Origin of the sequence: Afifella sp. H1R, assembly GCF_021462425.1 — a bacterium.
GTDB lineage: Bacteria > Pseudomonadota > Alphaproteobacteria > Rhizobiales > Afifellaceae > Afifella > Afifella aestuarii.
This window is the reverse complement of the sequence record NZ_JAKEDY010000001.1, coordinates 1,766,207-1,782,825: the sequence shown is the minus strand read 5'-3', so window position 1 is coordinate 1,782,825 and position 16,619 is coordinate 1,766,207. Positions and strand designations below refer to the sequence as shown.

Annotated in this window: 17 protein-coding genes and 2 pseudogenes; 7 read left to right on the top strand and 12 right to left on the bottom strand. The window is 62.3% G+C overall.

The features are described 5' to 3' along the window. Positions 1-152: 152 nt before the first annotated feature. The gene (locus L0F51_RS08525; RefSeq protein WP_234628769.1) at positions 153-647 is read left to right on the top strand and encodes a hypothetical protein; all 495 of its coding nucleotides are present in this window, start codon (positions 153-155) and stop codon (positions 645-647) included. A gap of 24 nt (positions 648-671) precedes the next feature. Here L0F51_RS08525 and L0F51_RS08520 read toward each other — a convergent pair. Further along, positions 672-1,007 (bottom strand): annotated as a pseudogene (locus L0F51_RS08520) (protein NO VEIN domain-containing protein); the annotation flags it as partial. A gap of 97 nt (positions 1,008-1,104) precedes the next feature. Beyond that, a complete protein-coding gene (locus tag L0F51_RS20150) occupies positions 1,105-1,554 on the bottom strand; it encodes an MrcB family domain-containing protein (protein ID WP_370642382.1) in 450 nt (149 codons plus the stop codon). 653 nt (positions 1,555-2,207) lie between these two features. On the opposite strand from L0F51_RS20150, the pseudogene L0F51_RS08515 reads away from it, so the two are divergent. Further along, a pseudogene (locus L0F51_RS08515) lies at positions 2,208-2,391 on the top strand (SDR family oxidoreductase); the annotation flags it as partial. A 201-nt stretch (positions 2,392-2,592) separates the two neighbouring features. Here the strand turns inward: L0F51_RS08515 and L0F51_RS08510 are convergent. The 3 genes from L0F51_RS08510 to L0F51_RS08500 form a co-directional block, all read right to left on the bottom strand. Further along, a complete protein-coding gene (locus L0F51_RS08510; protein WP_234628767.1) occupies positions 2,593-3,240 on the bottom strand; it encodes a TetR/AcrR family transcriptional regulator in 648 nt (215 codons plus the stop codon). 35 nt (positions 3,241-3,275) lie between these two features. Next, positions 3,276-4,244 (bottom strand): cation diffusion facilitator family transporter, encoded by a 969-nt coding sequence (locus tag L0F51_RS08505; RefSeq protein WP_234628766.1) that lies wholly within the window; start codon positions 4,242-4,244, stop codon positions 3,276-3,278. Positions 4,245-4,482: 238 nt separating this feature from the next. Continuing rightward, the gene (locus L0F51_RS08500; RefSeq protein WP_234628765.1) at positions 4,483-5,313 is read right to left on the bottom strand and encodes a helix-turn-helix domain-containing protein; all 831 of its coding nucleotides are present in this window, start codon (positions 5,311-5,313) and stop codon (positions 4,483-4,485) included. Positions 5,314-5,435: 122 nt separating this feature from the next. On the opposite strand from L0F51_RS08500, the gene L0F51_RS08495 reads away from it, so the two are divergent. Continuing rightward, on the top strand, positions 5,436-6,407 hold the full coding sequence (locus L0F51_RS08495; protein ID WP_234628764.1) for a threonine dehydratase: 972 nt from the start codon (positions 5,436-5,438) through the stop codon (positions 6,405-6,407). A 220-nt stretch (positions 6,408-6,627) separates the two neighbouring features. On the opposite strand, the gene L0F51_RS08490 is transcribed toward L0F51_RS08495, so the two are convergent. After that, a complete protein-coding gene (locus L0F51_RS08490; protein WP_370642337.1) occupies positions 6,628-6,930 on the bottom strand; it encodes a winged helix-turn-helix transcriptional regulator in 303 nt (100 codons plus the stop codon). A 182-nt stretch (positions 6,931-7,112) separates the two neighbouring features. Here L0F51_RS08490 and L0F51_RS08485 point away from each other — a divergent pair, with 182 nt between their 5' ends. Continuing rightward, positions 7,113-7,928, top strand: a complete 816-nt coding sequence (locus L0F51_RS08485) for an alpha/beta fold hydrolase (RefSeq protein ID WP_234628763.1) — start codon at positions 7,113-7,115, stop codon at positions 7,926-7,928. 368 nt (positions 7,929-8,296) lie between these two features. Here the strand turns inward: L0F51_RS08485 and L0F51_RS20145 are convergent, their stop codons facing one another. The 3 genes from L0F51_RS20145 to L0F51_RS08470 form a co-directional block, all read right to left on the bottom strand. After that, entirely contained in the window at positions 8,297-10,408 is a 2,112-nt protein-coding gene (locus tag L0F51_RS20145; protein ID WP_234628762.1) for an ankyrin repeat domain-containing protein, read from the bottom strand. Positions 10,409-10,686: 278 nt separating this feature from the next. Continuing rightward, positions 10,687-11,358 (bottom strand): SDR family oxidoreductase, encoded by a 672-nt coding sequence (locus L0F51_RS08475; RefSeq protein ID WP_234628761.1) that lies wholly within the window; start codon positions 11,356-11,358, stop codon positions 10,687-10,689. An 11-nt stretch (positions 11,359-11,369) separates the two neighbouring features. Next, complete coding sequence (locus L0F51_RS08470) at positions 11,370-12,104, bottom strand: SDR family NAD(P)-dependent oxidoreductase (RefSeq protein WP_234628760.1); 735 nt, start codon at positions 12,102-12,104, stop codon at positions 11,370-11,372. Between the two features lie 97 nt (positions 12,105-12,201). Here L0F51_RS08470 and L0F51_RS08465 point away from each other — a divergent pair, with 97 nt between their 5' ends. Then, the gene (locus tag L0F51_RS08465) at positions 12,202-13,107 is read left to right on the top strand and encodes a LysR family transcriptional regulator (RefSeq protein ID WP_234628759.1); all 906 of its coding nucleotides are present in this window, start codon (positions 12,202-12,204) and stop codon (positions 13,105-13,107) included. A 13-nt stretch (positions 13,108-13,120) separates the two neighbouring features. Beyond that, positions 13,121-13,681, top strand: coding sequence for a hypothetical protein (locus L0F51_RS08460; RefSeq protein ID WP_234628758.1), 561 nt, complete (start codon positions 13,121-13,123; stop codon positions 13,679-13,681). A gap of 119 nt (positions 13,682-13,800) precedes the next feature. On the opposite strand, the gene L0F51_RS08455 is transcribed toward L0F51_RS08460, so the two are convergent. Both L0F51_RS08455 and L0F51_RS08450 read right to left on the bottom strand, forming a co-directional pair. Next, the gene (locus L0F51_RS08455) at positions 13,801-14,172 is read right to left on the bottom strand and encodes a hypothetical protein (protein ID WP_234628757.1); all 372 of its coding nucleotides are present in this window, start codon (positions 14,170-14,172) and stop codon (positions 13,801-13,803) included. A gap of 96 nt (positions 14,173-14,268) precedes the next feature. Then, positions 14,269-14,889: a hypothetical protein gene (locus L0F51_RS08450; RefSeq protein WP_234628756.1), complete on the bottom strand. Its 621-nt coding sequence runs from the start codon at positions 14,887-14,889 to the stop codon at positions 14,269-14,271. 209 nt (positions 14,890-15,098) lie between these two features. On the opposite strand from L0F51_RS08450, the gene L0F51_RS08445 reads away from it, so the two are divergent. Continuing rightward, the gene (locus L0F51_RS08445) at positions 15,099-15,515 is read left to right on the top strand and encodes an ASCH domain-containing protein (protein ID WP_234628755.1); all 417 of its coding nucleotides are present in this window, start codon (positions 15,099-15,101) and stop codon (positions 15,513-15,515) included. Between the two features lie 167 nt (positions 15,516-15,682). Here the strand turns inward: L0F51_RS08445 and L0F51_RS08440 are convergent, their stop codons facing one another. After that, complete coding sequence (locus L0F51_RS08440; protein WP_234628754.1) at positions 15,683-16,510, bottom strand: arylamine N-acetyltransferase; 828 nt, start codon at positions 16,508-16,510, stop codon at positions 15,683-15,685. Positions 16,511-16,619: the final 109 nt, after the last annotated feature.

Genomic DNA, 16,619 nt, shown 5'->3' with positions numbered 1-16,619 from the left:
GGTATTAAAAGCGCTCTCTTACGACCTAAGATGCGAACGTTTTGCGTGAAAACAGACCACGGTGATTCTATTTCAGATTGAAGCTGCTGACAGTTCGCAGCTGAGGCCAAAACGACGTGTATAGTGGTGAGCGTCAGGTGCAGGAGGATAACTTGGGACACCGCCTTTTTGTGGGTGTTCTGGGCAACCGGAACTCAGGTAAGTCGAGTACGTGGAACACATTATTTGGAGCGACTGTTCGGACGGGTCGAAATAATAGGACTTTAACTCTCTATGGCGGGGAATGTGTAAGGGTCTTTTTAATAAGCGGATCTCCTGAAGAGCGTCAGCTTTACGCGGGAGATATAATAGAAAATAAAGACTGCTGTGTTATTTTATGTTCGATGCAATATATCGAAGCAGTGCGTCAAACGCTCAATTACGTTACCGAGAATGATTTTGACATCTTCGTGCAGTGGCTTAATCCTGGGTATTCAGATCCGGGAGAGAGTTATGACCGCCTCGGACTGCTTCCTTGGCTCATTGGACACGAAGCGACCGTTTCCATGCGTGACGGCAAGGTCGCACCGCAGCACCGGACCGAAGAAATTCGGCAGTTTGTATATGGATGGGCGAAGGCGCGAAAACTCACATTCTCCTGCCCCTAACTGCCTTCGAAAGACGGAGTGGTGCTACAGTATGCAGCGATAGGCAATCGGCTCTAGCGCAGCCGCTTGTGCATCCCATGGAGCATGGACTTGCACTAATCCGCAAGTTGCCTCCGCGTCGCTGACTAGCTCGATACTGCTGACAAGGATTAGAATATTCTGAGGATACCGAGCCTTATGAACTTTTACCTCAGCAGCAGTAATCAGAATCGCCTCGCCGTTCGTGGTGGTGCCTTTCACCTCGACCACGAATTCATTTCCGTTGCGAACAGCCGTGAAATCGAACGACGAGTTGGCGCTGGTGTCTTTAATCTTCTGATAGCCATCGCACACTAGCCATTCCCGGGCGGCTCTCATCGCTCTGCGCTCAACCGAGCGACGCCCCTCGGCCGATAGACCGAACCATGCCCGCCTGTTCCTGGGCGTTTCAAAGGAGCGAAGATTTGACGAACCTCAGCTATTTCTGGAGGTTCGTCGCTTCATAGTGTTTTGAATAAGCAGTGGTACGCTCATAGGCTCTTCCCAAAGCATTTTCCGCACGTAGATCGACGCCCAATCGAAAACCACTTTCTTCGGCTCTCTTCCCGATCGTGTCACGAGCCCACACTAGTAACGGCTCAACTTCTTCCTGTGGCCGTGCGATGTAGCCTTGACCGTCGAACTGGGTCGACCCGTGACTCAGGCATAGCGAAACGCCACCCCCCTCAGGCTCGAACAAATAGACGGCATACCATCCATGCTGGGCTGAAAGCGACAGTTCAGGCGAATACACCCTTACCCAAGGAATAAACGTCTTTCGACCTGTTTCGTCCCGCCCTTCAACATCGATCTGCCCCTGATAAGGCTTGGCTGCTTCAGCCGAAACTGAAGGCCACGTTCGCAATTCCTGCGGAATTGCTCCACGGATCAGGATGCCTCTTCGTTGTATGGCGGGAGTGTTCTTAGCTGAAAAATTTTTTGCAGGTCGAGAACCTCCGAAAACAGATCACGCATGGTCGATAAACCTATATTCCGTTGCGGTTCCTAGTCATTCCATAATGGCCCTTACACCTCTTCCATGCCGAATGTCCGCTTTCAAGCGGCAGATATGGCTATAGGAATGACCTGCATGGGCGCATAGCTGACGCGATTCACGGGCGGCGGATTTCCAACACCTCTTTTGGAGCGCGCGCAATCGACATTGGTTGCGTGCTCTTGTCGCCTGAAGCGCGGGGGCTGGCATCGCAACGGTCCGTGCTTAGAATGAGGCGTGGATGCAGTTGATCGAGACAGATTTGGCCCGCCGGATGACACGCCAATCCTGCCTTGGTTAGGTGGCGCATACACGCATGGCGGTCGCTGGCAAGTAGTGCGTGGCGGTGGCTATTGCTGAGGGACGACGTTGAGGATGGAGCGGCCGGTCTGCAATCGCTTGGCCAGATCCTGGCTTTTTGCTGCGCTCTCCGATCCGCCGGCCGCTACGGGCTTCGCCCGGTGTCTTAGGCGGGACGTGCGACGGCGGGTCTCGGCCCAGAAACTCGCTGACCCGCCGCCATTCGGATCTGCCGGCCCCGGACGGCCGAGGCGGGCACCGGCATCGCGCATGGCAAGCGCATCCTCATGAACGCGCTCGGCGGGGTTCCGATCGGCCGGTTCTCCAGGCCGGAGGACGTGGCGAGCCTGATCGCCTTCCGCCTGCGAGCGCGCCGGTGCGATCACCGGCGCCGAGTACGTGATCGACGGCGGCACCGTTCCGACCGTGTAATCCGGCGCGCCATCACCCCGGAATTCGGGTGATTGAAGCGCCGGGCGCGCCCGATGACGGGATGCGCCAGGAGGGAGGCGCCAGGAGGGATGCGTCCAGCCAGATCCTTGAGAGGTTTTCGGTGTCCGTCGCCGCGTCGAACGCGCGGATCGTGAGATCTTTCAGCAAGACGGTTCCGTTCCGAGCCTTTGCGCATCTTGCTCAAGACAGACGCGCAATTCCCTGGATCAGGATATCGCTGGCGGTTTCGAACGCCATTTCGGGATCGAGCGACCGATAGGCGGGGGCGAGCGCATGCAGATGCGGATATCGTCTTTCGGGCGTTTCCAGGATCTCCTGCGTCTCGGCCTCGGTCGCAGGCCGGATCAGCCCACCGATTTCACCCATGCACAGGCCGATCACGGAGGCATACCAGGCAAGGCAGACAGCCGGGGCCTCCGTGTCGGGGATTCCGGCATCGGCCAGCGCGCGATGCACCATCTCGATATGCGCGAAATCCGAGATGCCGGTGTTGAGAAACCGCTGCGTCAGGCCGAAGGTGTTCGGATGGCCGAGCGCCAGTGTGCGATACTGGCGGGCATGGTTGCGCAGCCTCTCATTCCACGGCTTCGACTCGTCGACAGTCTCGAGCCTTGCCATCAGTTCGTCGGCCATCGCGCGAAACAGGCCGTTCTTATTGCCGAAGTGGTAGAGGATCGCCATCGGATCGCAACCGACGCGCTCGCCGAGCTTGCGAAGGCTGAAGCCGCTCTCGCGGGCTTCTTCCATCAAGTCTATGGCGGTCTCGAGGATGGTGTTCTTCGACAGGTTTCGCGGGCCAGCGGCAAGGTGGCTCGTCTTTCTCGCCATGGCTGTGCCATCCTCTCTTCATCGCGTCGGGCGCATCAGTCCGCCCATGCGGGGTCCCCTGTGAAGACGATCGTGAGCCAGCGATCCGGCCCTTCGCCGCCGATGGCCGCGCCGACCTCTTCACGCAGCGCGTCCCATTCGCGGATGTGGCGCGCCGGTGCATCGGGCGGGACTATGAAATAGAGCTCGATATCCTTCGAGCGGCCGACCCGCGCCACATAGGCGCGGTGCGAAACGAAGCCGTGCTTGTCGACGAAAGCCCTCGCCACCTCCTCGATATGTGACTTCAGGTCGGCGGGCGTGACGAGGAAGATGTCGGCCATCGCCTGCCGCACGGTCGCGACTGGCAGCGGGATGAGAAGCAGACAGACGAGTGTCAGAACCGACGGGTCGATATAGGGCGAAACCCACTGCCATTTCGTATCCTGGATCCCATAGCCCATGCAGAAGGCGATCAGGAGAGCTCCCGTGATGCCCGCGGACATGACCCAGCCTTTGACGTCGAGCCGCACGAAATCGGAATCGATCCCGCGGTTGGCGCGTGTCTCGACGACGGCGGTGACCACGCAGACGATCAGCGTGATGACGGCGTAGACGATGGCCCAATCGAATTCGAGATCGCGGCCTCCTTCGAGCAGGCTGCTGATCGCGTTGAAAAGCGCATAGATCGCGACGCCGATCAGAAGCGTGCCGTTCAGCCCCAGCACCATCGGCTCCAGATGCCAGAACCCTACGGAGAAGCGCTCGTGCAACCGGCGGGGCAGTTTCTTGGAGGCGGCATAAGATGTGATGAGATTGACCACGAGCAGGGACAGGAGGCTCATGCTGGCATCGACCAGCGAATACACGCCGTCGAAGAGGATCGAGAACGAACCGGCGATGAGGCCAAAGCCGATGCCGAGCGCCGAGACCATCAGCGTCATCGCGATGGATGTTCTCAGCACACCACGTTCGTCACTCAGGTCGAAAAGGCCGGGCGTGGCGCTCATGTCTGTGTCAATCATCCGACCATCTGCGCCTGGCGCTGGCGGCACGGGCGACGCGGTCGAGCCCGGATAGGGGTTTTCTACGGTGTAGAATATCTACGGTATAGAAATAATCCGGTCAACTCCCGCACGGTCGAGCCCAGCCCGGACTCTGTGACCTGCATGTCGAGATCGCCGGGCGGGATTTTGCCGAAAGAGAACGCGATGACGGGATGCGCGTTTTGCTGTGGGGCCGCAGAGCCTGCAGCAACCGACATCATGTCCGCCGAAATTTGCTGGGGCACATCCCCAACCGTTGGCTGAACTGTGCGGTCATATGGGCGTGAGAGGAGAAGCCGCTCGCCAGGGCGATGGCGGCCAACGGCGCATCGCCCTTCAACAGCAGATCCCGTGCATGGCGAATGCGGCGGTCGATGATGGCGTCGCGCGGGGTCCGGCCGAAAGCCGCGCGAAAGGCGCGGGTGAAGAAATCGGCCGACAAGTCGAGAGCCTCGGCCAATTCCGCGACAGTCAAAGCCTGGGCAAAGCGCGCTTCGATGATCGCCTCGACACGGCTCATGCGTCTCTGCGTCATCCAATGGGCCGCCAAATCGCGAGGTTCCGAGCCATCGATGATCGCCGTTGCCGCACGCTCGAGGTCGAGGGCCAGCGCTTCGATCGCGAGGGGATCGCGGGTGTCCTGAAGCAGAATTTGCCGGCGCAAACGGTGGGCTGAATTGGTGGCCGCCCGATGGGCAAAATCGCTGAAGTGCCGCTCGCGCGGCCTCGCATCTCGTCCGTTCTTGCGCAGAATTCTGAGATATTCGCCGCCACCTTCAGAGCGCGAGTAGATTTCGCAGCCGGCGGGCAGGTAGGCGAAGCCGTTCGCACGCGCCGCAAAATCACGATTCCTGTCGCCCGCAAAGGCATGCACGCCATTCTGTCGATCAAACGCAAAGCCGATCACCGGCCGTTCGGGCGTGTAGCGCGTTTCGTAGGCCTGCCGGGGGAGGAGCTCCACCCGCCATGTCGCGTCTTCGTACGTCCTGACCGGCTCGGTGGGGCAAGCGCCCATGCTGTGCGTCGTCGTCATGCCGCAGCGTAGCATTTTGCAGTGGCATCCTCACCCGCAGTTCATGGGCGCAGGCGATTTCGCATCGGATTCATGAAAGCCCGCCGGGGCACGCGGGGGGCATGATCCAAGCGCCATTGCCACGCAAGGATTTTGCAATGCTCTTTTCCCTGAACGACCTGGACGCCGCCGTTGCCGTCGTCGGCACGACCGTCAAACCGACACCGGCCTATGCCTGGCCTCTTCTGGCGAGCCGGACCGGGGCGGAGGTCATCGTCAAGCATGAAAACCACACGCCCACCGGCTCGTTCAAAGCGCGGGGTGGGCTGTTTTATGTCGAAAACCTGCGCCGCGCCGGTGCCCTGCCGCCCGGCCTGGTGACGGCGACGCGCGGCAACCACGGTCAATCCATCGCCATCGGCGCCGCCCGAGCCGGCATTCCGGCGAAAATCATCGTTCCGGAAGGCAATTCGCGCGAAAAGAACGCGGCGATGGCGGCGTTCGGCGGCGAGGTCATCGTCGCGGGCAAGGATTTCGACGAAAGCCGGGAGATTGCGACGGGCTATCAGGCCTCGCACGGCTTTATGTTCGTCCCCTCCTTCCACCGCGATATCGTTGCGGGGGTCGCGACCTACGCCCACGAATTGTTCACCGACCACGCCGATATCGATGCCGTCCTCGTTCCGGTCGGCATGGGATCGGGGATCTGCAGCCTGATCACGCTGCGCGATCTGTTGGGGCTGAAGACGGAGATCTGGGGCGTGGTCGCCCGAAACGCGCCGGCCTTTGCGCAATCCTTCGAAGCCGGCCGCCCCCGGCCCACCTCGACCGCACGCACATTTGCCGACGGCGTGGCGTGCCGCGAGCCTCAGGCGGAGGCGCTGGAGATTATTCTGAACGGCGCGGCGGGCATCTTGCAGGTCGGCGAGGACGAAATCGCCGAGGCAATTCGCATTCTCTACACCGACACGCACAACATGGCGGAAGGGGCAGGCGCCGCGCCTCTGGCCGCGCTGATGGGCGAGCGCGAACGCTTTCGCGGCAAACGCGTCGCCCTCATCCTGACCGGCGGCAATATCGACATGCCCGTCTTCCGGCAGGTTCTCTCGGGCCAAACGCCGGCCGCTTAGAGGCGGTGGAGGTCAAACTGGGGGGCTGTCGTGTGCGGGTCGAGATCGCCGGGCGCGATTTTGCCGGGGGGCGCCGTTCCGGCGATTGTTATGCTTCATAACAGCGGACATTTGCGAGGCGGGACGAGGGCTTTAAGCATCCGCCGAGCCGTGGTCAGCCTGCATGGCATCATAGCGCCGTTTGGCTTCTTCTATTTTATCGAGATTTTCGATTGACCAGTCATAGACTGCCCGGAAGGGAACTTGCAGCGTCTGCCCGAGGGGGGGTGATGGAGTATTCCACGGCGACAGGCGAGGTTGCTAGGACCCGGCGTGAGAGCAGGCCATTGCGCTCCAGCCGGCGCAGCGCCTGGGTCAGTGCCTTGTGGGTGACCCCCTCCATACGGCGCTTCATCTCGTTGAAGCGCGACGGCCGCTCACTGAGGATCGTCAGGATCATCACCGCCCACTTGTTCGCCACCTGATCGAAGAAGGATCGCGCCGCGCAATCGGCAAAGAAAACCGGATCGTGTCCATCAGCCACTAGATATCCTCACATCCATCTGCGCACTTTCAGGTGCGTAATTGATCCTAGATATCCGATGTGCATCTTGATGTCAGCTTCTATGAGAAGTGGCGCGACAACGGCATCAGGACCAGATGGAAATGGATCAACCGAGTTTGTCGAGGCGAAGTCTGCTTGGTTTTGCAGGTGCTGCGGGCGTCATGGCAATGGTGCCGGCCCGCGCGGCGGCAGCGGCGCGAACAACCGCCCGCCTTTTCTCGACGGAAAGCGGCAAGGGCCGAAATCTCCTCCTGCTCCACGGATGGACGGCGGACTCGAACGATTGGTGCTGGCAGCTTCCCGTTCTGGAAAGTCGCTATCGCACCGTGGCCGTCGATTTGCGCGGGCACGGCTGGTCGGAGGTCGTTCCGTCGGGCGCCTACGACCCTGCCGACTACGTCTCGGACCTGGAGGCGTTCATCGACACCGGATATCCGACGGAGCGGTTTGTGCTGGTCGGGCATTCGATGGGTGGGCAGCTTGCCGCCCGGCTTGCAGCCAAGCGGCCCGACATCGTGGATGCCGTCGTGTCGGTAGATGGCTCTTTGGGGTTCGCCGAAAACCTCACTCCGGTATTCCAGAAGGTCAACGCCGCTCTCGGCACTGGTGATCCTGGATCGGTCGCGCCTGCGCTCTTCGAACAGTTCTACGATCCGGCCACGGCTCTGGCGATGAAGCGCTGGCACGCGCGGCGGGTCCAGGGCATGCCCGCCCATGTGGTGCGTGAGACGTTCGGACCACTGTTTCTAGGGGCCAACCAGGTCGGCGTCGGCGCGCAGAGCGAAGTCTTCTGTCGCAAGCTTCGCGTGCCGGTCTATCATTTGTGCCGCGACGACGCGCAAGCCGAGCGGATGCGGCCCTGGTTCTCTCATCCAGCGTCAAAGGTCGAAGCGTGGGAGCATGCCGGGCACTGGATCATGCAGGACCGTCCCGAAGACGTGAACGCCGCGCTGACGGCGTGGATCGACGGGCTGTGATTGAGCTGCTCCGATCCCGACAAATCACGCCGCAGTAGACTCTGCGGTCGCAGCACCATCGGCTGTGGTCAGATGCGACTGTCCTAGAGGCCTTTTGCCAAGCCGTCCGCACCCCGATTTTGTTTTCGCCCGCTACGTGAGGAACGAGCTTTCAATAGTTATCCGAGCGGCATTGAATGGCAAGCTTGGGCGCGTTGCTGACGCGATTGACGGGCGGCGGGGGATGGAGGGCGGACCGGCAGCTCTATGGACGGTATGGCGAAAAGCTGCCCTTCGGCTCCCGACTCTTTGCTGCCATGAAGACCCCAGTTGCGTGGTCCCGAGAGCTATCAGTGCGGATCGCCGATGTGGCGTGAATCCTGAATGCCTCACCGTGCCGATGTCAGAGCGCCTCGAAGGTCCTGCCTGGAGCGAGGGATCAGGTCGAGCGCCCGTTTGCCGTTCGCATCTCGCAGGCTTTTATCTGCACCCCGTTCGAGAAGAATTTCAATCGAGGCGGCGTCGATGGCGTTCGGTGCCGCGATGTGAAGGACTGTCTGCCCTGCATTGTCCTGTGCGTTGATATCAAGACCTTCGGCCAGGAGGAGGTCGAGGATCTCCACCTCCTTCGGGAAGTCTGCGCGGATCACACTATGCTGTTTGTAGAGGCGGTGCAGGAGCGTGCCGCCGTCGGGCATGCGCTCGTGCGAATCGAGACCGTAAGGCCTCATCAACTCGAAGGCCGGGACGTTGGTCGCATAGCCGAGCGTGGGGTAGCCTTCGCCGTCGCGTTTGGAGGGATCTGCTCCGAGATCGAGAAGCGTCTCGGCCAGTTCGATTCCGCGCAAGTCAGCGAGCATGAGCGAAGACTGCAGCGGCGTATAGACCGGGTCGGTTTCACTCTTCCGCCCGTTCGGAGATGCGAGGGCATTCACGTCGGCTCCGGCTTCGACCAGAACGCGGGCGACAGCGGCCGAACGCGTGAAATGGAGCGGCGTCGTTCCGTCCGGGGCATGATAGTTCGGGTCGGCGCCGTACCGTAGCAGGATGCGGGCGCTCTCCGGCCCGCCCCACATCAGCATGGTGATGCCGTTGTCCCAAGGGGCATCCGGCGCGGCGCCGCTTTCGAGCAGCGTTTCGAGCATGGCCAGGTAGTCCTGCGGCGTGATGAATGCTTTAACGTCCCGCTGAAGCAGCGGCTCCAACGCCTCACGTCTGAGTGCCGCGGTCTCGGCATCCATCTCATCGCTGTCCAGGCCGTATTCTTCTCTGAGCTGTAGTTCGAGTTCCTCGGAATTTGCGGCGACGAGGCGCTGGCGCTGGGTCATGAGGAGGTGGATGGGCCAGTAGCGCTCATTCTTCCAGCCATCGACGCGCGCGCCCTTACGGCAGAGCCAGCGTAGGGTATCAACCGACGCACGGGATACAGCCTCCGCAACGGCCAAGTGCCGTGTGTCGAGCGAGGCGCCATGCGCCAAAAGTCGCTCGACAAGGCTTGTGTCGTTGCGACGAACGGCAAAGGTCACGGCCGTGGCGAACTCGTCGTCGGATGATGATGACGGCCCGTTCCGTATCCACTCCGGGTTCCAGACCACATCGGGACGGGCGCCGCCGGCCAAGGCGGCCATCGCCGCAGGCGTGTCGCCGCGTTGCGCGGCCTCCAGTAGGACTCGCTCGGCCGCGGTTTCGCCGAGGATCACCGGCGGCGGCTCGTCAGGCTCCACCACGGCCGGGTCACTCTCCAGCCATCGCCGCCACTCACGCCCGCCGGGACTGTCGGCACGCAGGTAGTAGCGATCCTCGTCCCATTCGCCGAAGAGCATCCACGAGGCCCATTCGGTACCTGCCTGGCCGAGCCGTGCCATCTCGGAGACGAATGTCAGGAAGTCGGGCGCGAGTGCCTGCCCATGCAGCACCTCCAGCTCATGGCTGAAGTAGCGGACGGGATGCGGGCCGTCAGCCCGGCGCATGTCGATCGTCAGGATGTCGCCGTTGATCAGCCAGAACACCGGGAACTGCCGCTCCCACATGTCCGGGGTGTTGGGCGCTTCGCTCTCGTCCACCTCGGCCAGACCCTGCTTCATGGCGAGGAAACCCGGGATCGCATGGTTCTCGATCTGGTCGAAATCCCAGACGAAGCCGCGGTTGAAGCTGCTGGTCGGGAAGTTGCGCTGCTCCATCGGGGTGAGATGCGAAGGCATGTTCCATCCGAACCTCACGCTAGCGGCACAGCCCGACAGCACCTCGCGAAGCTGTTCGGGAATGGACATTCCCGCCGCCGCCTCAAGGCGCCGCAGCGCGGCCCCACTGGCCGGGGCAGAAATCGCCAGGGGAGATAGGTTCCAGCCTCGCCGCTCGGCGACCCGTTGCATCCATCTCCAGTCGGCCTGCCACTGGTGCCACAACTCATTCATCCTCGCGTTCTTCTCCTTGCAGCCTGCAAGCGTCAGCCCGGCTGCCGAGAACGCGACCATTTGGAGGAATTCACGCCGATGCTGCACGAAGCCTCGCGATTCAGTCCTTGGATGGTCCAACGTAGTCGAGCTTACGGTGAATGCTACCCCGGGTCCGAGGTCCGCTATTCGGGAAAGCATCCCGAAAGTGGACTGGAAGCTAACTATCCAAGCCATCTATGGGGCGGTCGTGATGGGCCGACAGGAGACCAGTAGATTTCGAGTTCAGCAGGCGGGAACGGCGGCCTCCGAATGAACGCTCGCCCGGCGAACGCCGCGCGGCCGGCCGTCTTTGAAATCACCAGTTTGAGATCACCAGTTTGAGATCACCAGGGCAGCGTATTGCCTCGCCGGTCCAGATAACGGTGCTCCCGGCATCCCATATTGGCTTTCAGCACCTCGGCCATTCCGGTCACGCTTTCCTCGACGCTGATCTCCGCCTCGACCGTGCCGTCCAGCGTGCCCATGGCGGTGGCGACCCAGCCGGGATGGATCGACAGGACGGTCAGCCCGGTGTCGGCATGGATCGTGCGGGCGAGCATGTTGAGGGCCACCTTGCTGGCCCGATAAAGGTCCAGCTTCAGGCCCGGCTCCGTGTTCATCGCGATGCTTGCGCGGTGCGACGACATCACCGCGAGCGTTCCGCCCTCGTTCAGCCGGTCCAGCAAGTGACGGGCCAGGCGGATGGGACCGAAGCAATTGGTCATCATGATATCGGACAGCTCGTCCTCGGTCGCCTCAACAACCGAGTTGTGCAGCGGGCCGTAAACACCGGCGACCAGGAAAATGACGTCGAAGGTGCCGATCTGAGCGCGCAGCGGCGCGATCTCGTCGGCCCGCGTGACATCGACATGGGCGACCTTTGCGACTTTGCCCAGACTGCTCGTGTCTGCGCCGTAACGGGCAGTGCCGGTGACCTGCCAGCCCTGTGCGTGAAGGGTCTGCGCCAGGCCAAGACCAAGACCGCGTTCGGCCCCGATCATAAGAATGGAGGGCATCGTCTATCCTTTCAAAGTGCGGTGAAGCCGCCATCGGCGGTCACAAGCGTGCCCGTCATGAAGGCGGAGGCGGGCGAGGCGAGGAAGGCCACGACCTCGGCAATGTCCTGCGGCTGGCCGACGCGACCCAGGGGATGGGCGGCGCCATAGCTGGCCAGAGTGGCGCGGCTGTCGGGCACGATATCCTCCAGGATGTCGGTTTCGATCACGCCGGGCAGGACCGCATTGGCGCGAATGCCGCGATCGCCATATTCGACCGCAATGACCTTGGTCAGTTGTGCAATCGCGCCTTTGGACGCCGCGTAGACGGCGGTATCCTTCATCGCCACCTGCGCCACGATCGAGGCCATGTTGACGATGACCCCTCCGCTGGACAGCATGGCCCGTACCGCCTCGCGCGCATGCAGGAAGGTGCCGCGCGCGTTGACGGACATCACGTCATCCCAATCCGCCAGGCTCATGTCGACGAGCGGCTTGTTCATCGTCCGGCCGGCGTTGTTGACAAGGATGTCGAGCCTGCCAAAGCGTTCCACGGCCAGGGCGACGCTGCGAATGGCGGTTTCTTCATCCGCGATATTTCCGGTCAGGGTCGCAATGCCGTCGGCCGCAAGATCATGCACGGCTTCCGACATGTCTGTGGCGAGGATCTGCGCGCCGCGTGCGCGCAGTGTCAGGGCCGTGGCGCGGCCGATCCCGCGGGCGGCACCGGTCACGAGGGCTGTTCGGCCGGCAAGATCTTCAGTCATACGTATCTCCTTTGCGACGGAGATACGCGTGGCTGCAGGGCTTTATAATCTACGAAAGATTTATTAGGCTTGTTAGGTCAGCTTCACAATTGCATCCATGACGCCCACCGATTTCGCGCAAATTCGTGCTTTCCTTGCCGTCGCCGAGACGCTCAATTTCTCGCGCGCGGCCGAGAAGCTGGGCGTCACGCCCTCGGCTCTCAGCCAGACCATCCGCGCCTTTGAGGCCGAGGTGGGGCAGCAGATGTTCCAGCGGACGACCCGAAGCGTGGTGCTGACCGAGGCGGGCGCGCATCTGAGGGGCCGCATGGAACCTGCAGTGGCGGAAATGTCCGCGGCGCTGGCACAGGCGCACAGCAAGGGCGGCCCACGGGGAACGGTCCGCATCGTCACGTTCCGGTCGGCCGCGGAGAGATTCCTGCTGCCGGTCCTCCCCGACTTGCGTCGGGACCTGCCCGAGGTGACGCTCGACATCACTCTGGACGATGCCGTCAGAGATCCCGTCGCCGATGGCTTCGACATCGCCATCCGTATCGGCGAGGTCATCGCTCAGGATATGATCGCCGTGCCCTTGGGCGCGGATCTGCGCCAGATCGCGGTCGCGTCCCCTGCCTATCTGTCGCGGCACGGCGCCCCCGGTCATCCGCGCGATCTATTGGCCCACGATTGTATCTGCTGGCGCTGGCCCGGCCAGTTGCATCCCTTTCCGTGGGAGTTCTTCGAGGACGGCCGCTGGTTCTCCATCACGCCGTCGGGGGGACTGGTCGTGAATGATAAGACGGTGGCGCAAAGGGCGGCTCTGGACGGGCTTGGCATCGCCTTCGCTATCGAGGATACGGTTCGTGATCATATTGCGGCAGGGTCTCTGACCCCCTTGCTGGAACGCTGGAGCGCGCCGTTCGCGGGCTTTCATCTGACCTACCCCCGCCAGCGTCATATGCCCGCCGCGACGCGCGCCGTCATCGACAAGATCAGGTCGGACGTGCGGAAGGACGCGAGATAACACTCCGAGACGAATGGCAGTCTCGTTCGCGAATGCGCTGCTGCTCTTGGTCACGCGAATATCCGCTTTTGGGCAGAAAGCTTGGATACGGGAACGGTTGGAAGGGCGCATTGCTGACGCGATTCACGGGCGGCGGATTTCCAACGCAGCTTTCGGAGCGCGCAATCGTCTCCGATGGCATCCAAGATCGGAGCGGCCGTTGGTTTTGACAGAGCCGCGCCGCGCGATCAGTCTCTTGGGCGGGGCGCAGGATGGGCCTCAGATGTCGATTCCGGTGAGGGGAGATCAGATGGATCTGATTGATATTGCATTTGTCAGAAACGCTCTGGGGGTGCTTTTCACTATCAGCCTTTTTGTTGGTTTTATTAATACGTTTATAGTTATCGGAAAACTTAACTTGATCGATATGAAGCCTTCGACTCTGGGGCGGTGCGCGGCTAAGAGTTCAGAGCGGTTCGGATATTTGTTTACGAAGAAGGAATTTCGCCGAGATAGAAATATCATGTTTCTTTCCATGGGCGGTTTCTTTTCGTTCATGTCGCTCGCCATTCTCACGGCGGTCGCTGGCAAGTAGGGCGTGACCTGCGGGCGAGGCCCGGCTTTCTGCTGCCCGGAGAGGTGGTGTTGAGAGAATGGCCCCGGACGGGTTGTCGGCGCCGTGGAATGGTCGCGGATGCGGCCCGTGGGCGGTGGCTATTTTGCCGGGGCGACGGTGAGGATGGCGCGGCCGCTCTGCAATCGCTCGGCCAGATCCTGGCTTTTGGCCTGGCTTTCCGAGCCGCCGATCGGGAGAGGGCCGCCGTAGATCGGTGAGTGGATCATCGGCGTGACGAGCACCTTGCCGTCGACCATGACGGCGATCTTTTCCTGCAGATGGGCCTGCGTGAACCGGGCGAAGGCTTTCGCGCTGTCATCGTCGAGACGGATGACGACCTCCCATTGCCGGCTCGCCTCGTTGAACACGATCTCGGCCTCTGCCAGCGACAGCGCGAGCGTGTCCGCCAGGGCGTGCGTCGGCAGAAGGCCAGCGAGGAGGGCGGCGGCGAAGATGTGTCGTATCCGCATGGGTTTTCCGGGTTCGGTCGTCAGACATGAGAATGCGCAAGGGGGCGGCGCATATATGGCGGCCATCGGAGGCGCCGGCACGATCGATGCGTCCGCCTAGTCTCCGAGGATGATTCCGGCCCGTCTCAGCCATGCTTCGGGGTTGGCGGATTGCGAGGTTCCGCCGGCTGCGCAGACCAGGGGACGTACCTCTCGGTTGGGAGGCCATTCGACCTTCGCCTTGTCGAGCGCCGCGAAGTCGCAAAAGACCGGGCTCGTTTCTACGAACTGGGTGGGAAAGTCTTCGATGATGCCCGTCACGCAGGAAAGCCTTTCCTCTCCATGCCCGGGGCACAGCAGCCAGACGAAGCTCATCAGCACGACGTCGCTGCGATAGCGAAAGGAGCCGTCGGGATCGACAATTCGATCGCCCAGTTCCGGCTCCATGGATCTTGCGACGTAGAAGCCGTGAAGGGCGGATCGTTGCGCTTCAGCGATCTCAACGGTGCTGCTGGTGGCGATGTTGAGGATGGCGCGGACCGTGGAGCTCGGGCAATTCGCATCCGGCACGGGCGAGCGTCCATTGCGCAGGCCGCTGAAATAGTCGAGCCACGGGCCGACCTCCTCGATGCGTTCCAGGACGAAAGTCTGCCGTTCGCAGAACGCCTTCGCCGCATCGAACGGCTTCGCCTCGGCGGCTTGTGCCTGGATCGCGAAGAGGGCTGCGGGTATCGCCACAAACAAAGCGGCTCCCCACGAAACAAACGGCTGCTTTGGCTGTCCCATGGTTTCCTTCCTGCTGTCCGAAGAGGGGGTGCCGGCGAGGGGTCTCGGTTTTCTGTCATAAAACGTCAAGTTCGCGACTCGGTTATGCTCCGAAGCGATACGCATGGGGTCGGATGTGCCGTATGCGGCGGGGCCTTGGGAGGCAGGAGGGAGATGCTCTGATGTCTGAGGAGTTGGCGGCGCTGAAGCGGCGGTATCCGGGGGCGGAGACGTTCAAGTTCGGCGACAGCGCCGCGTTGTGCGACACGCTTCTTGCGCTGGTGCGGGCCGGCAAGAAGGTGGCGACCTGCGGCGCGCTGCGGGACTTCGAGGCTGGCGAGCCGATGCCCACCATCGGGCGGCGGGACATCGCGCTCAACTGGGACGACACGCCGGCGCTCGTCATCGAGACGGTCGAGCTGGTCGAATGCCGCTTCGACGAGGTGACGGAAGCGATGGCGCTCGCCGAGGGCGAGGACGACAGCCTGGAGGGCTGGCGCGCGGGCCATCGCGGCTATTTTGAACGCAATGGCGGGTTTTCGCCGGATCTGCCGATCCTTTGGGAGCGGTTCGTTCTCATTGAAGATCTGGCGCGTTGAGGATTTCGCCTGAGGGCGCGGAGGTGGTGCGGCGGTGGCCGGCGGGCGCGATGCGCCGGACGCGGCCGCGTTTTCACCCGGCAGGAATGTCTTCATCGCGAAGGCGCGTCGTCCTTCCGAAAAGGCGCCGTCACCCCGAAAGGGGATTTCGGGGTGACGGGGGCGGGTCAGGCGGCGAGTTCGAGGCGCCCCGCATAGAGTTTCTCCCACAGGGCGCCGATCACGCGGCGCTCGTAATTCAGGCCGAAACCTTCCACGACGAGGCGTTCGAGCTCGGCCGGGGAGGCGATCTGCCAGTCTTTCGTGACGCCGTCGGCGCTGACGCGCTTTGCCGTCCGGTTCATCAGGGTGAGCTGGGCTTCGGGGCGCGTCAGGCTCAGCATCAGATTGTCCGGGAAGGGGGCGCCGGCCCGCCAATGGGTGCAGAGATAATTGGCGCTTTCGATGTCGATGGCGGTGAAGGGGCTGTCGTCGAAGCCGAAGAGCTGGAGAAATTGCTCGCCCTCGCGCCGCTGGAGGAGGGTCTCGCCGGTTGCCGCGTCATAGCCGAAGCGGAAGGTGGCGCCGGCGACCGTCTGCTCCTCGTTCATAACGAGTTCGAGCGGGCCGAAGGGGCCGGGACCGCCGAAGCCGGCATCGACGAGATAATCGCGCCCTTCAAGCGTTGCGATCCAGGCGAGATGGGCACGGATGCCGCCCGTCGCAGCGCCCATGCGGACGCGGGCGAGAACCGGCCTTGCGGTGAAGCCGAGCGCCTTCAGCGCCGCACCGAAGAGGCCGTTCAATTCGAAGCAATAGCCGCCGCGCCGCCGGATGACGAGTTTCTGCCAGATCGCGTCCGGCGAAAGGTCGGGGACGATGCCGAGATAGGGCTCGATATCCTCAAAAGCGATCGTCGCCATCTGGGCGCGCTGGAGCGCGGTCAGGCCTTCCAGGGTCGCCGGGCCTTGGCTGAGCCCGATGCGGGCGAGATAGGTCTCTAAATTGAAAGACATGGGTTGCTTCTCCCGGTGGCGCGCCTTGGACGTGGCGTGGCGCGGTCGGACGGCTTTTAGAAAGAGGGGCGGGCCGGCGCTTCCTAAATGCCTCTTAAGGGCGGCGACG